Below are 14,731 nucleotides of genomic sequence, written 5' to 3' on the forward strand. Positions count from 1 at the left end.
CTAAGCCAATTCCGTTCAAAAGTATGCTTCAACCTGTCCCTGTTAAAAGCGGGTAGTCTGTCTTGTGTTGCTATAAATTTTGTATTGAACAGTAATGTACAATCAACTATAGGTACTTAATAGGCACCTGTGTCTAGGGCGTTAGCTTAAGGGCAACTAATTAGGAAACTGGTTTGTGCGGCAAATGCTTAGCTCTTACCAGAAGGGAAGAACCCCGCATCCAGCCCAGCTTCAACGTCGCAAAACGACATCGACAGGGAGGACAGTATGTCAATCAAATCACCGTTTACCGATTTGGAGATCAATCGATCTTCAACCGGATTTTATAAAGGACACTCCGTGGAAATTGCTCTGCTGAGCAAGGCAATTATAGTTGCATTGGTTTTGTGGGCGCTTGTATGGCCGACAAATGCAAACGGTGTTTTGGGGAGCGTGAACACCAGCCTACTGCAAAGCTTTAACGGCTTTTACATCGTGACCGTAGGGCTATTCATCTTCTTTTTGGCTGTTCTTGCGCTTCTGCCTCAAACAGGCAAATTGAAGTTGGGACCAGCAGATGAAAAACCGGAATTCTCAGGTTTCTCTTGGTTCGCGATGATGTTTGGCGCAGGCCTAGGCGTAGGTCTTATGGTATTCGCCACGGCTGAGCCCATGGGGCTTTGGGGCTCCAATCCTGTACTTGTCGCTGGAGGGATTGAACCGCAGTCTGAGGAGGCAGTGCAATCGGCATTCCGCTATACCTTTATGCACTTTGGTTTCCACGCTTGGGCCATATACGTGATCACCGGTCTTTCGTTGGCCTACTTTGCCTATACACGTGGTATGCCACTGACGATTCGTACCGCGCTGACTCCGCTTTTTGGTAGATTGATGAATGGGTTCTTGGGCCATATCGTCGACGTCCTTGGTGTTGTTGCTACAATCCTTGGCGTGTCAGTCACAATTGGCTACGGCGTATCACAGTTCGTGGATGGCATTTACGCGATCACTGGCATGGAATGGATCATGAACTTCAATGGAGATGCACCTGCACCAAGCACCGTCGGTTTGTTGACAGGATTGATTATCATTATGGCGTTGTCGATCGTCTCAGCGGTGTCGGGTGTCGGGCGGGGTGTTAAATACCTGTCTAATCTGAACCTGGTCTTGTCTTGCGTATTGCTTCTGGTGTTTGTGGTCTTTGGCTCGTTCTTGTTTGCAATGAGCACTTACGTATCCGCGCTTATTGACTACCTGATCAATTTCATCGGACTGAGCTTTAGTGCCTATGGCCCGCAATCTGCCGCCGAGTTCGCAGCGGCCTTACCCGTTGAAGCAGCACCGCTGGCGGATTCGCTTTACGCGGGCGCTACCAATACATGGGGCTCGTTTGATGGGTTTGTTGACGGTCTGGAAGGCGATGCTGCCGCATTATCGCAAGAGAGTTTGGCAGCGGCTTATGCCGCGGGTGAAAACGGTCGCCAGTTTGGTTGGCAATCGGCTTGGACAACAGTCTACTGGGCTTGGTGGATTGCGTTCTCGCCCTTCGTGGGTCTTTTCCTGGCGCGCATCTCTAAGGGGCGTACCGTACGTGAATTCATCTTTGGATGTGTGATCGCACCGTCACTTGTTTGCTTTGCATGGATGGCCATTCTGGGCGGCACTGCGATCAACTTGGAATTAAGCGGCGAAGCAGAGGGCGCGATTATTGGTGCCTCCAACACTGCGAAACTTTTTGTTACGCTTGGACAAATGATCAGCGGCGGCTTACTATCCCTAATCACCGTGATGTGCGTGGTGCTAATCCTGACCTTTCTGGTTACATCGGCGGACTCAGGCATTCTGGTGATGAACACCATTATGTCTGGTGGTGATCAGGAAGTCGGCAACCGGCACAAGGTCATCTGGGGTCTCATCCTGACTGCGGTGATCGGGGCGTTGATCCTGGCAGCTAGCGAAACCAATCCTATGGACGCTTTGCGCAGTGCAATGGTCATTGGTGCATTGCCGTTCACGATGCTAATGGGACTGATGTGTATTGCACTTGCGAAAGCGTTGTACCGTGACGCGCTTCGTGCTAAGTCGGCTGAGGGAGAAACGGCACCAGCCGAGTAAGCTTCCGTTTCAGACAGAAACCAAAAAAGTATAAACGCCGCCTATTGAATAGGCGGCGTTCTTGGTTTTGTGACCCCTCGAATACTCGGGTAATCTGAGGTTGAAACCGAAGGGCTTCTATGAAGTTACATACATCGGCCACGGAGAAATTCAGGTCACATACTCTAACAAAGCAAAGTCAAAATATAGACTTCGCACACGTTTCGTCACAGGGCCGATGGGCAGCTCTTATCGTCAAGGCGTGAGATAGGTATGACCTTTGCAATGTTTCTGGTCGCGAATATCTCATCTGCTTCGGCAAAATCTTCGACTTTCAAAGTGGTTTCTTCGACCTCGATACTATCTGCACGTAGCAAATTGATAACCCTTTGGCGCGTCAGACCATTCAGGAAACAACCGTTAAGTATTGGGGTTTTGACAATACCATCTTGTACGAGAAACACGCTTGTCGATGCCGTCGTCGACTAGGATACAGTGGACGACGTGCTTTCCCTGCCGTTCCATCCTTCACGGAGCTATTCTCGTCTGTACCTGAAATGCGTACCGGATGGCTTGAAGAAGCTTGAAAGCGGCGCGAAGAAAAAAGATTGGAATGTTAACTGACGTCTAAGTATTTGTTTCAGAATGAAATTATGGAATATTCTGTGCCCAATACTCGTCGTAATTTGTGTTTTGCCATTTATGTGAGCCGATGTCGCGACATTGCGTGCATATGCCGAGAATAGGGTTCCATTTTTTGAGGCAATCAGTTCAAAATAGATATGGACAAAGATGTACAATAGAGTCAATGTGCTGTATAGAAATGTGTAATGGCTACGTAGAAAATTGACTTGAGTCAGATTCGATTGGCCATCCTTGGGAGGTTTGAAATGAAATCGCATTATCGCGCGGTCGTTATCGGGGGTGGCGTTGTAGGCACCTCGGTTTTGTATCACTTGGCCAAATTCGGCTGGAAAGATGTTTGCTTAATTGAACGGTCTGTACTGACAGCTGGGTCCAGCTGGCACGCCGCTGGTGGTTTTCATGCGCTGAACGCAGATCCGAATATTGCGACATTGCAAGGTTATACTATTGACTTGCTGAGCGAGATTGAAAAAGAGTCTGGTCAATCCATTGGCTTGCACATGACCGGTGGTATGACATTGGCGGGCACCCCGGACCGTTGGGAATGGTTGCAATCTGCCTATCGCACTTTCCAGTCCATCGGCATCAACGATGTGCGCTTGATCACACCAGAGGAAGCCGCTGAGCTTTGCCCGATTATGTCGCCACACGACATCTTGGGTGGTATGTGGGCCGACCGCGAAGGCTATGTTGACACAACCAGCACCGTGCACGCATACGCGGCTGCCGCCAAAAAGCATGGTGCCGAAGTTATAGAACACAACCGCGTGCTGGAATTGATCGAAACCGCTGAAGGTTGGGATGTTGTCACCGAAAATGGCACCATCCATGCCCAACACGTGGTGAACGCGGCTGGTCTTTGGGCCAAACAAGTGGGCCGTATGGCGGGGATCGAACTGCCAGTTTCTCCACTGAACCATCACTATCTGATTTCTGACACTATTCCTGAAGTGGAAACGCTGGATAAAGAACTTCCGTTGGTTGTGGATCTCGAAGGTTTTACATATATGCGTCAGGACCAGAACGGCATTCTGCTGGGCATCTATGAAATCGACCATGAACACTGGATGATGGATGGTGCGCCATGGAATTACGGCATGGAGCTGCAACAGGAAGATCCTGACCGGATTGAGAAAGAGCTGACGTTAGGCTTTGAACGCTACCCAGCCCTTCAAAACACAGGGGTCAAAACTTGGGTCAACGGGGCCTTTACCTTTGCGCCAGACGGCAACCCGCTTGTTGGGCCGGTCCGTGGCAAGAAAAACTACTGGTGTGCTTGCGGCGTAATGGCTGGTTACTTGCAAGGTGGTGGCGTTGGTAAATCTCTGGCAGAATGGATGATCCTTGGTGAGCCTGAGGCTGATGTCTTCGGCATGGACGTGGCGCGCTTTGGTGACTACGCGCAGAACAAGCGCTTCATCAAAGAAACAACCGGCCAGTTCTATACGCGCCGCTTTGTGATGACTTATCCGAATGAGCAGCTGCCAGCAGGTCGACCTCTGAGGAAAGCTGGTGCATATGATGCAATGACAGCAGCTGGTGCCCAATGGGGTGCAAGCTATGGTCTAGAATTGCCACTCTACTTCGCGCCGACCGCAGACTTCAAAGAAACCCCAACGCTCAAGCGATCCAACGCCTTTGATATCGTTGGCGAAGAGTGCTGTGCAGTACGTGAAGCGGCGGGTCTTATTGATATCTCGGCCTTCTCCCGTTACGAGGTGACCGGTAAGGGTGCAGAAGCGTGGCTTGATAAGATCATGGCTTCCAAGCTCCCAACACCAGGCCGCGCGCGTCTGGCGCCGATGTTGGCACCGGATGGTCGTCTTAAGGGTGATCTGACCGTCTTTAACTGGGGCGATGGCACGTGGTGGATCATGGGCAGTTACTACTTGCGTGAATGGCATATGCGCTGGTTCCACGACTATATGGGGGACGATGTTGAAATCCATGATCTGTCAGATGCGACTGTTGGCTTTTGCGTCACTGGCCCGAACAGCTTGAAAGTTCTGGAAAGGTTGACTGATGGGCCTATTGGAGAGTTACCTTTCATGGGCTGCGGTACCTTCGACATTGGTATGCTGCGCGCCAAAGTTGGCCGCCTTTCAGTTTCGGGTGAGACAGGCTTTGAAATTCATTGCTCCGCTGCAGAGCATATCACATTGCGCGAGACACTGTTGGAAGCAGGCGCGGATTTGGGGTTACGCGAAGTCGGCTTCAACGCGCTGCTAAGCCTGCGCCTTGAGAAAAGTTTTGGCATCTGGTCCGCCGAATTCACTCAGGGTTACACCGCTGCACAAACTGGAATGGATCGTTGGATCGACTGGAACAAAGGGGATTTCATCGGTCGCGAGGCCGCTTTGAAAGAGCGCGACGGTTCTGGTGTAAAGCAAAAGGTTGTCTCCATTGAAATCGATGCCTCTGGTGCCGACGCAAGCGGTTTTGAACCGGTTTGGAAAGACGGAAAACTGGCTGGATTTATTACTTCCGGTGGCTACGGCCACACCATTGGCAAGTCGCTGGCAATGGCGATGCTGGATGTCGACCAATGTGGCGAAGGCAACGAGTTGTCTGTTCATATCGTTGGCGAGGAGCGCGCGGCCAAGGTGATTGCACCATCACCTTATGATCCAACTGGGAATGCGATGCGAGGTTAAGCAATGAGCATTGAAAATAATGGACGAACGCGGACCCGTCGAAGGCGAAGCAGGGGCGGAGATGCCGCCTCCGCAACTCCTCTGCGGAAAGTGGATTATCATAACCTGAAAAACCCATTTCCTACTATGAACGTCTTCCCCGATCATCAGATCGCAGACATGCATAATACGGCGTTGCGCTTGTTAGAAGAAATGGGCATGAAGGTGCTACTGCCTGAGGCGCGCAAGATATATGCAGCCGCTGGAGCCCGCATTGACGAAGACAATGAAATGGTATTCATCGGCCGAGATATTGTCGAGGCTGCGCTGGAAACCGCACCAAAGTCGATCCTGCTTAAGGCAGGTAATTCGGCGCGAGATATCATATATGAACTTGGGCGGCTGAACTTTCAGGCGGGTGCTGGAGCACCCAACGCGACGGATTTAGAACGTGGACGCCGCCCTGGCTCGGCACGCGACTACAATGAGTATCTGAAGCTGACCCAGCACTATGATGTGTTCCAGATGATCTCGCCGCAGGTCGAGCCACAGGATGTGCCCACCAATCTGCGCCACTATTTCACCACCAAGGCACAGTTGGAGCTGTCCGACAAATTTCCTTTCACATTTGCACGCGGCAAACCGCAGGTGATGGATAATTTTGAGATGATCCGCGATTTCCGGGGTGTCTCAGATGAGGAATTCAAGGCAAACGCCCACACCTATACGATCATCAACACCAATAGCCCCCGCATGTTGGATATTCCGATGGCACAGGGGCTGATCGACTATGCCAAATTCGGCCAGATGAGCATCGTGACGCCGTTCTGCTTGATGGGTGCAATGGCACCTATCACTGTGGCTGGAGCAATTACCCTTTCCCATGCCGAGGTATTGGCATCACTGACGCTAGCGCAATTGGTTAATCCGGGCGCGCCAGTGTCCTATGGAACTTTCACATCGAATGTGGATATGAAATCTGGCGCGCCTGCTTTCGGCACATCGGCTCATTTCCAAGCGTCTCTGGCGGCAGGACAAATGGCACGCCTGCTTGGATTACCCTGGCGCTGCGCGGCAGGGTCAGCGAGTAATATCAACGATGTACAAGCCGCCAATGAAAATCAGACGGGCCTTTGGGGCTGCCTGATGGCGGGGGCAACTGTAATCATCCATTCGGCGGGTTGGCTCGAAGGTGGCCTCAGCGTTTCGTATGAAAAGCTGATCACCGACGTTGAAGTTCTGAACATGATCGCTGAAATGTGCGCGGGCGCGCAGGCGGGTGCTAATGAGATCGGCTTTGACAATGCGCTGAGGCATGTTGACCCAGGCGGGCACTTTTTTTCTACCCCGCAAACGATGGAACGCTATAATACGGAATTCTATAGCCCCATAGTGCACGACTATGCGAACTTCGGCACATGGACGGAACGTGGCGCACAGAATGCGTCAGTACGGGCGACCTCAGTCTGGAAAAAAATCCTAGCTGAGTTCACCCCTCCGGAAACCGATAGTTCAAAGAGTGAAGCGTTGGAGGCATTCATTTCTAAACGTACCGCCGAAGGCGGTGCACCACCGGAGAGCTAAGCTATGAGTAAACGTGTCACGCCTCTACTACACCGCGACAATCCTGATAAGGGGCCACTTGTTGGTCACGTGAAAGTCACCCGTGAGGACTGGATGAACGTGGCGCGCGATGTCTTGGTGAGCGAGGGGGTGGCCGAAGTCAAAGTACTGGCTTTGGGTGAGCGGCTGGATGTGTCGCGGTCGAGTTTTTACTGGTACTTCAAAAGCCGTAAACACCTTTTGGAAGCCTTGCTGGATGAGTGGGAGGCACAAAATACGCAGAACCTTATGAATGCGTGCGATTTGCCAGCTCATTCAATCGGTGAGGCAGTCTGTAACCTCTTCCGGGCCTTTATTGATCATAGCAAGTTTGATCGCGGCTTGGATTTCGCTGTACGTGAATGGGCACGGCGGGATGGGACAGTGCGTAGTCGGATTGACGATGCGGATCGCGACAGACTACTTGCCATTGACGCCATGTTTCAACGCCATGGCTTTTCCAAATACGACGCCGACGCAAGAGCGCGTATCCTATATTATATGCAGCTTGGCTATCACGCGCTGGAAGTGCGTGAGCCCATGGAAACGCGGATGTCACGGCTTGAAGGTTATATACGCGGCTTCACTGGTGAAGAACCGAACTCCCAAATCATCAGCGATTTCAGAGACTTTGCCTTATCTCAGGAAATGGAATGACGAGACACTATTCTGCTTTCAATTTGCTGCGCGAAGGGCTGCGCGGCCACAAAGGTTGGGGACGCGCCTGGCGTTCACCGGAACCGAAATCAGCCTATGATATCGTGATCATCGGAGGTGGTGGCCACGGGCTTGCAACGGCGCACTACCTGGTAAGAAACCATGGGATCACCAATGTTGCTGTGCTGGAAAAGGGATGGCTAGGCGGCGGAAACACAGGCCGGAATACAACCGTGATCCGCTCGAATTACTTCTATCCAGAAAGCGCTGCGCTGTATGACATGTCGGTGCAACTCTATGAAGGCTTGTCACGTGAACTGAATTATAACGTCATGTTTTCACAGCGCGGCATGCTGGTGACCGCCCATTCCGAACCGGATATGGAAATGGCGGCGCGGCAGTTAAACGCCATGCGTTTGAACGGCGTGGACGCCGAGTTGCTTGACGCTGATCAGGTGCGTCGTTTTGAGCCGGCTTTGAATTTCGGACCAAATATGCGCTTCCCGATCCACGGTGGTATCCTACAGAAGCGCGCGGGCACTGGACGGCATGATGCGGTGGCCTGGGGCTTTGCCCGATCTGCGGATGCGGGCGGTGTCGACATTATCCAGAACTGTGAAGTGAACGAGTTTATTGTTGAGGCTGGGCGCTGCGTTGGTGTTAATACTTCTAAGGGTGAAATACGCGCTGACGCTATTGGTGCTGCAGTCGCTGGGCATAGCTCGGCCCTTATGAAAAAGGCCGGCGTTGAGTTGCCTATCAACTCCTACGCGCTGCAGGCCTTCGTCTCGGAACCTCTGAAACCAGTGTTGAACTCAGTTGTGTTGTGCCCGCCATTTGGGACTTATGTCAGCCAGTCTGACAAGGGAGGGTTGGTAATCGGCGGGGGACTGGATCGTGTGCCCTCCTATGGGCAGCGCGGCAATATGCCAGTTCAAGAGGCCGTGCTGAGCGGGCTTGCTGAAATGATGCCTTCCCTGAGCAAAGTCAAATTACTGCGCCATTGGGCAGGTATTGTGGATGTAACTCCTGACAGTTCACCGATCATTGGTCCCTCTGGTTTGGATGGTCTTTATCTCGATTGCGGTTGGGGAACCGGAGGATTTAAAGCCATTCCAGTCGGTGGCTGGCTGTTGGCTCATCTGCTTGCTACTGGCAAACACCACGAAATTAGTCGCCCCTTTGACCGTAACCGCTTTGTCTCTGGATATTTGATTGACGAGGGTGCCGCATCAGGCATCGCACATTAGGACTACGCTATGCAGATATTTACATGTCCCTCATGTGGTGCTCGTGATGAGCGCGAATTTCACTTCTCAGGTGAGCTTGGAAAAGTGCGCCCCAACACGACAGGTGAAGTCAACGAAGAGGAATGGGCCACTTACCTGCACACGCAAGGTAACGAGCTGGGAGCAGTTCGTGAAGTCTGGATGCATATGACCTGTGCTGAGCTTTTTGTCATGGAGCGCGACAGTGTGACGATGGAAGTGCTCAGCACCACACCATTGCGAAAGGATGTTTCATGAGCAGCCACCGTATTTCCAGAAGTGTGTCTGAGCGCGTTTTGAACTTCACTTTTGATGGGCGGCGTTATGTTGGACGCGAAGGCGATACCATTGCATCTGCTCTGCTTGCCAACGGCGTTCGCGTTATGGGACGTAGTTTCAAATACCACCGTCCACGCGGTCCGTGGGGGGCTTGGGTTGATGATCCGAATGCGGTTATGTCTGTACGCCTCGGCACTGTGGAATTGCCCAATTGCCCAGCCACTACAACCTATCTGGAAGAGGGAATGGTCGCGCGTTCAGTCAATGCTTGGCCTTCAGCGCAGTTTGACATCAAGGCCGGGTTGGATGTGTTTCACCGTTGGTTGAGCGCTGGGTTCTATTACAAGACTTTCATGTGGCCAGATTGGCATTTGTTTGAGCCAATGATCCGTCGCATGGCTGGCCTTGGCGCGGTAAGCGATGATGTGCTCGAAAACTATGTTTCAGAGCAAACCCATGATCGGTGCGCGGTTTTGGTTATAGGGGCGGGTCCAGCGGGCCTGGTGGCAGCACGAAAGGCTGCCGAAGCCGGCGAAGATGTTGCTCTCGTAGATGACCACCGGTTACTGGGTGGCGGGGTTTATCAACAAAAAACCTTAGAGGGCAAAACGCCAGACGTTTGGGTTGCCGAGCAAACTGCAGCTATAACTGCGGCCGGCGGGCGTATTCTGACCGCCACCACGGCTTTTGGTATCTTTGATCACCAGTTGGTTGGCCTGGTGCAGCAAGGTGCCTTTGGTACAGCTCCCAAACTGATCCGAATGAGAGCAGGGCGCGTTGTGATGGCCACCGGAGCCCTCGACCGTCCAATCACCTTTGCCAATAATGATCGTCCAGGCATCTTCTCGGTGGATGCCGCAGCAGAATATCTCGCACGTTATGATGTGCTCTTGGGTAGGCGCATTGCGCTTGTTTCAAACAATACGCTGGCTGACGGTACAGAGGCACGACTAACCACTGCTGGTGCAACAGTTATCCGTATTGATCCAACTACTGGTGCTTTGAAAGCGCGGGGTTCCAAACGCCTGAAGGGAATATGGCAGGATGACAGGTTGCATTCAGCGGATACGATCCTTGCATCTGGAGGTATGACTCCTACGGTGCACCTGTGGCGACATGCCGGGGGTAAGCTCGATTGGTGCGACAACCGTCAGGTATTTGTGCCGGGGAAGGGTCCTGACTTTCTTACAGCTGTTGGTGCCGCCAATGGTGAGTTCGATATCGACGCTGCGATTGCAAAAGTACGCGAACCGGAAACTGCGATAAAGACCAGTTATCACATGACACCGCTGTGGCCCCAGCCTGGCAGTAAGGGTCGACAGTGGATTGATTTCCAACACGATGTGACCTTGAAAGATGTAGAGCTAGCGGCGCGCGAAAACTATGTCTCAGTCGAACATCTGAAGCGTTACACCACACTCGGAATGGCGCATGACCAGGGTAAGACATCGAATATGGCTGGTCTCGCAGCAATGGCGGCTATTCAGGATCGACCAATCCCTGAAATTGGCACGACGACATTCCGCCCGCCGTTCGTACCGGTACCAATTGAGACGTATCATGGTCACCACCGTGGCCAGAACTTGCATCCCGTAAAACGCCTAAGGCTGGAAAACGCCCATCGTGCTGCGGGAGCTGCATTGTGCGAATACGGTGGCTGGCTACGCCCAGGCTGGTACGGCGCTGGCGAAGCCAAAGATCGCATCCGAGCAGAAGTATTGCAAGCACGCAAAGCCGCTGGGATTTTTGATGGCTCGCCATTGGGCAAAATCGAAGTCATGGGGCCGGATGCTGAAGACTTTGTGAATTTCGTTTATTACAACACCATTGCGACGATGAAGCCGGGGCAGATCCGTTATGGCTTCATGCTGACCGAAGGTGGGGTAGTTTACGACGATGGCGTGATTGCCCGTTTGGGTCCAAATCGTTTTGTGATCTCTTGCTCTTCGAGCCATGTAGACGGGGTCCGCAATCATCTTGAGACATGGCGTCAGGATGGTAATGATCCAGACCGAATTTATGTACAGGATACCACTGCGCATTGGGCAACAGTGACCGTCACAGGACCTAAAGCGCGAGATATCGTGGCCGCGTTGCTACCCAATGAGGATGTCTCTGCTAAAGCCTTCCAGCATATGACCTTTATCGAAACTGAATGGCAGGGTACGCCGATACGAGTGGCGCGGGTCAGCTTTACAGGGGATTCGAGTTTTGAACTCTCGTTGCGCCAATCCAAAGCCGAAGACCTGTGGGGTGCCGTCAAGAGTCTAGCAGAGCCCATGGGCGCAGGGCTCATGGGGCTTGAAGCTATGCTTATTCTAAGGGCTGAAAAAGGCTTCATCGTTGTTGGTAAAGACACCGATGGTGAAACCATGCCACACGATCTGGGCTTTGGCGTGCCTCGCAGCAAGAAAAAGGCCGCTTTCCTCGGTGATCGCAGCCTGCACACTGAAAAGGCCAATACCAAAGTACGTAATCAGTTGGTTGGTCTCCAGGTTGAGGATGACTCCGGTCCACTGCCGACGGGGGCACATTTAACTAATGGAGATACTCGGCCAAAATCACAGGGATACGTGACATCAAGTTATCTCAGCCCGACCCTTGATCAACCAATTGCGCTTGCAATGGTTCAAAATGGTGCCGCGCGAATGGGCGAAACCGTCACCGTTTGGCACCTTGGGGAAACCCGCAATGCCACCATATGTTCGCCTTGCTTCTTTGATACCGATGGAGACCGCTTAAATGCGTAACGATACTGCTCGCTGGCCAGAACCGCGATCGTCAGAACTGATTGAGCTGGATGGCTTAACGATAACGCCAGTCACATTAGACCGTCAGGTATTGGTTTCAGGGACGAACGCTCTATCAAAGGAAACTTTGCCTTTGGTCACTTGGCCAGAAGTGGAAAGTGCTGCGAGTTACGCTCTGGCGGTCCGTCGCGACCGAGTTCTGCGAGTTAATGGACCAGCTGTCATAGATGGATGGGATGAGGACGCGGAACTCGCTATTTCTGATGTTAGCGATGGCTACCGTGTATTTGATATCCGCTGCCATGATATGGACGCCCTTTTAGGATACGGTGGTGAAGTAGCTTTGTCGTTGCCATCTAGATCAGTCGCGCGGCTTTGGTTTGGGTTTGGAACATTCATCTACCGGATCAATGAAAATGTTCTGCGAATCCACGTTGTGGATTACCAAGCCGATGCGATGATCGACGCACTGGTTTCGGCGCTCATAAAGTCCTAAATCGACTAAAGATAGACCAAGCCAAATTCCATCCAAAAGTACGCTTCAATCTGTCTCTGTTAAAAGCGGGTAGTCTATCTAATGTTGCTTTAAATTAATTATGCCGTTTTCCTGAAGTGTTGCGTTTTATTTTATTTCGTTCTCTTCTGACGACGAACATATGCTCTGAAAAGGCCAATCTGAACACTGTTTTGCGTAGGGTCATGTTGCCAGTTTCCATAGTTTCCAAGGGTTTGCGAGGAAACCCATGGCGAGTTCAAACATTTCATCAAAGCTGTGTCGATTTTGAAGAGCTTTTTGACTTTCAAATAATGTGGGCTTTGTAAAAGCAAAATTTGCTGGACTGCCAAGGTAGCGGCTTAGGAAGCCTCCATCGAAAATCATGGCCTGCGGCAAATAACTTGGCGATATCCACATGGGTTCTCGCCAGACCGCAGGCCACAAGATTACAGGCCTCAATGAACCCCTCCGGTTTTTGCTACGCTGACGCCGCAGCGTAACAAAAACCACTCACAACCGCGAAAGAATAGGTTCAACGGATGGGCACACAAGTCCAGAGGTATCTTGAGACCGATTCACCTTAGCTCCTCCTTAGCACCATTCTCCGGAAGTGGATTTTCCAGCAATACATGAACTTTCTTTGTGCGATCTAAAACGTTAAAACGATTTTTGAAGCGATCTTCGAACGATTTAGACACCTTCTTGTCATAGTTTCCACTTCGGACATTGTACCAAATAGTATAAGTTTCAGCGTAGTCCTCGGCCGAACTAAACTTAGCATAACCAGAAACCGAACGACCATCTGCGTTCATTGCATCCAACCAAGCATGAGGGTCGATCTCGCTTTGATAGAAATGTGCGATTTCATGGACTAAAGCGTTTTGAAGAAACGCTTCATAACCGTCACTAGACATCGACGTGCTAATTCGGATAAATTTCTGCCCAGTTGGGAGCTTCGTAGCTTGTGCAAAGTGACCTGGAGGTAATGGTACGTAGCTAATTGATGTTTTTAAGACCTCGCTTCTGAGACGTGGCGGAAATAGCGCCATAGGAACAGCGACTTCTTTCACCTTCTTCTTATTCCTCCTTTCGTTTCCAGTTTCGATTATGGTGATACGTGTGGTTTCTCCAGACGAAAAGCGAACCTCATAAGTCGCTTGACCCGGCCGAGGGGCAGCCAATTTCTCTAGTTGGATTTCTCCAGCTGTTTTGCGAGGGGTTTCTATGGTACTCGAGAACATTGTGTTTGCGGGCGCATCAATCGCTTGTCCATTGATCAGGTAAGTTTCTGCAGCGTCGACGCCAAACTGTGTTGATCCTCGCAAGAAACCATTAGCCGCTTCGATCACGGGCATTCGACCAACCCGTGTCAGTTCGTATTTTTTCCCTGATTTACTGTCGACTGCGAGATTAAGGACTTGATTAGTATTCTCATTGAAGCTGAAGGTGATCTTGTCAAATACACCTTTCTTTTGGGTCGGTGCCATGATTGTTGTTTTTTGGTTGATCCAGCCCCCTCGGCGGCCATTATATTTGGAGATTGTTTCGATCTCTGTACCATCAGTGTATTTAGTGCGAAAAGCGACGAGATTTCTGCCAAGTTTCTTTTTCGGGATATTTACCACTTCTCCTGGTTTTTCGGGGTTAAAATGATAATGATTATAGCTGTCATGACGCGACGCGTTATCAGTATCGTTGCGTTTCAGCCCTGCAACGAGTCTGTTTTTTTGATTTACGGTTAGGTTTTTGTTGAGGTAAATTCCGACAGTGGCTTGCCGAGAAGCGGTCACAGAAAGCTTGGAACGGTCGAGACTCCACGAATTGTTCTTTATTTTAAGAATACCACTGCTTTGGAGCTGTGTTAATCCTCCAGCGTTTAAGCTGCCGCCCATAATCGCCGCGAGAATATAACCACTGTCATTGGCCGATATATCATTCTTGGCAGAGGCATATCGAATGCCCGCCTTTTTCATTGCATCTGAAAAGTTTTGAGGTCCGAAGTTTGACACCCCAATGGCTTTCATGATTTTTTCACCAAAGGTTGCGGGATTTCCTGTGGCTTTTTGTGGCCCATTATTCACAACAGGCTTAGGTTGGAGTTGTACTCTTGTTTTCGGAAGTTTGTTTACTCTTCCAGGAACTTTGTTTTGATCAATCGACCATGTCCCTTCTTTCAGGATCAACGTGCCATTGTTCACAAGCTTTTTAATATTCTCGGGAGTGAATGTTCCACCTACAGTTTCGGCAAGGCGTGCGGACAGATTAACGGCTGAACTCACCTGACCTTGTCTAAAGCCATAACCAGCTTTTGCCATGACGTCTGGAAAC

At 51.1% G+C, this 14,731-nt stretch carries 10 protein-coding genes and 1 pseudogene; 8 read left to right on the forward strand and 3 right to left on the reverse strand.

Going from position 1 to position 14,731, the window contains the following annotated elements; translation table 11 throughout:
* Positions 1-267 precede the first annotated feature (267 nt).
* Positions 268-2,094 (forward strand): BCCT family transporter, encoded by a 1,827-nt coding sequence (locus F9L33_RS13055; protein ID WP_152143233.1) that lies wholly within the window; start codon positions 268-270, stop codon positions 2,092-2,094.
* 206 nt (positions 2,095-2,300) lie between these two features.
* Here the strand turns inward: F9L33_RS13055 and F9L33_RS13060 are convergent.
* Positions 2,301-2,540 (reverse strand): annotated as a pseudogene (locus F9L33_RS13060) (aminotransferase class IV); the annotation flags it as partial.
* A gap of 423 nt (positions 2,541-2,963) precedes the next feature.
* On the opposite strand from F9L33_RS13060, the gene F9L33_RS13065 reads away from it, so the two are divergent.
* From F9L33_RS13065 to F9L33_RS13095, 7 genes are read left to right on the forward strand one after another with little or no spacing between them, the layout of a single operon-like run.
* Positions 2,964-5,372, forward strand: a complete 2,409-nt coding sequence (locus F9L33_RS13065; RefSeq protein ID WP_152143234.1) for an FAD-dependent oxidoreductase — start codon at positions 2,964-2,966, stop codon at positions 5,370-5,372.
* A gap of 3 nt (positions 5,373-5,375) precedes the next feature.
* Positions 5,376-6,935, forward strand: a complete 1,560-nt coding sequence (locus F9L33_RS13070; protein ID WP_152143235.1) for a trimethylamine methyltransferase family protein — start codon at positions 5,376-5,378, stop codon at positions 6,933-6,935.
* Positions 6,936-6,938: 3 nt separating this feature from the next.
* Positions 6,939-7,610: a TetR/AcrR family transcriptional regulator gene (locus tag F9L33_RS13075; RefSeq protein WP_152143236.1), complete on the forward strand. Its 672-nt coding sequence runs from the start codon at positions 6,939-6,941 to the stop codon at positions 7,608-7,610.
* Complete coding sequence (locus tag F9L33_RS13080; protein ID WP_152143237.1) at positions 7,607-8,860, forward strand: sarcosine oxidase subunit beta family protein; 1,254 nt, start codon at positions 7,607-7,609, stop codon at positions 8,858-8,860. Before F9L33_RS13075 ends, F9L33_RS13080 begins: the two co-directional genes overlap by 4 nt.
* Positions 8,861-8,869: 9 nt before the next feature.
* Positions 8,870-9,136, forward strand: coding sequence for a sarcosine oxidase subunit delta (locus F9L33_RS13085; RefSeq protein WP_152143238.1), 267 nt, complete (start codon positions 8,870-8,872; stop codon positions 9,134-9,136).
* Entirely contained in the window at positions 9,133-11,907 is a 2,775-nt protein-coding gene (locus F9L33_RS13090; RefSeq protein WP_152143239.1) for a 2Fe-2S iron-sulfur cluster-binding protein, read from the forward strand. The genes F9L33_RS13085 and F9L33_RS13090 overlap by 4 nt, the downstream gene beginning before the upstream one ends.
* Positions 11,900-12,403: a hypothetical protein gene (locus tag F9L33_RS13095; RefSeq protein WP_152143240.1), complete on the forward strand. Its 504-nt coding sequence runs from the start codon at positions 11,900-11,902 to the stop codon at positions 12,401-12,403. Before F9L33_RS13090 ends, F9L33_RS13095 begins: the two co-directional genes overlap by 8 nt.
* A gap of 201 nt (positions 12,404-12,604) precedes the next feature.
* Here the strand turns inward: F9L33_RS13095 and F9L33_RS13100 are convergent, their stop codons facing one another.
* Both F9L33_RS13100 and F9L33_RS13105 read right to left on the reverse strand, forming a co-directional pair.
* Positions 12,605-12,820 (reverse strand): hypothetical protein, encoded by a 216-nt coding sequence (locus tag F9L33_RS13100; protein WP_152143241.1) that lies wholly within the window; start codon positions 12,818-12,820, stop codon positions 12,605-12,607.
* A 158-nt stretch (positions 12,821-12,978) separates the two neighbouring features.
* Positions 12,979-14,731, reverse strand: a 1,753-nt coding sequence (locus F9L33_RS13105) for a hypothetical protein (protein ID WP_226804132.1), incomplete at its 5' end; no start/stop codon positions are given.

The organism is Amylibacter sp. SFDW26 (assembly GCF_009184395.1).
GTDB lineage: Bacteria > Pseudomonadota > Alphaproteobacteria > Rhodobacterales > Rhodobacteraceae > Amylibacter.

What these genes read in the sequence shown, in the direction of transcription:
- F9L33_RS13075 (WP_152143236.1), top strand. Translation starts at nt 6,939, where the DNA reads ATGAGTAAACGTGTCACGCCTCTACTACACCGCGACAATCCTGATAAG.
- F9L33_RS13095 (WP_152143240.1), top strand. Translation starts at nt 11,900, where the DNA reads ATGCGTAACGATACTGCTCGCTGGCCAGAACCGCGATCGTCAGAACTG.
- F9L33_RS13065 (WP_152143234.1), top strand. Translation starts at nt 2,964, where the DNA reads ATGAAATCGCATTATCGCGCGGTCGTTATCGGGGGTGGCGTTGTAGGC.
- F9L33_RS13055 (WP_152143233.1), top strand. Translation starts at nt 268, where the DNA reads ATGTCAATCAAATCACCGTTTACCGATTTGGAGATCAATCGATCTTCA.
- F9L33_RS13090 (WP_152143239.1), top strand. Translation starts at nt 9,133, where the DNA reads ATGAGCAGCCACCGTATTTCCAGAAGTGTGTCTGAGCGCGTTTTGAAC.
- F9L33_RS13080 (WP_152143237.1), top strand. Translation starts at nt 7,607, where the DNA reads ATGACGAGACACTATTCTGCTTTCAATTTGCTGCGCGAAGGGCTGCGC.
- F9L33_RS13070 (WP_152143235.1), top strand. Translation starts at nt 5,376, where the DNA reads ATGAGCATTGAAAATAATGGACGAACGCGGACCCGTCGAAGGCGAAGC.
- F9L33_RS13085 (WP_152143238.1), top strand. Translation starts at nt 8,870, where the DNA reads ATGCAGATATTTACATGTCCCTCATGTGGTGCTCGTGATGAGCGCGAA.
- F9L33_RS13100 (WP_152143241.1), bottom strand. Translation starts at nt 12,820, where the DNA reads ATGTGGATATCGCCAAGTTATTTGCCGCAGGCCATGATTTTCGATGGA.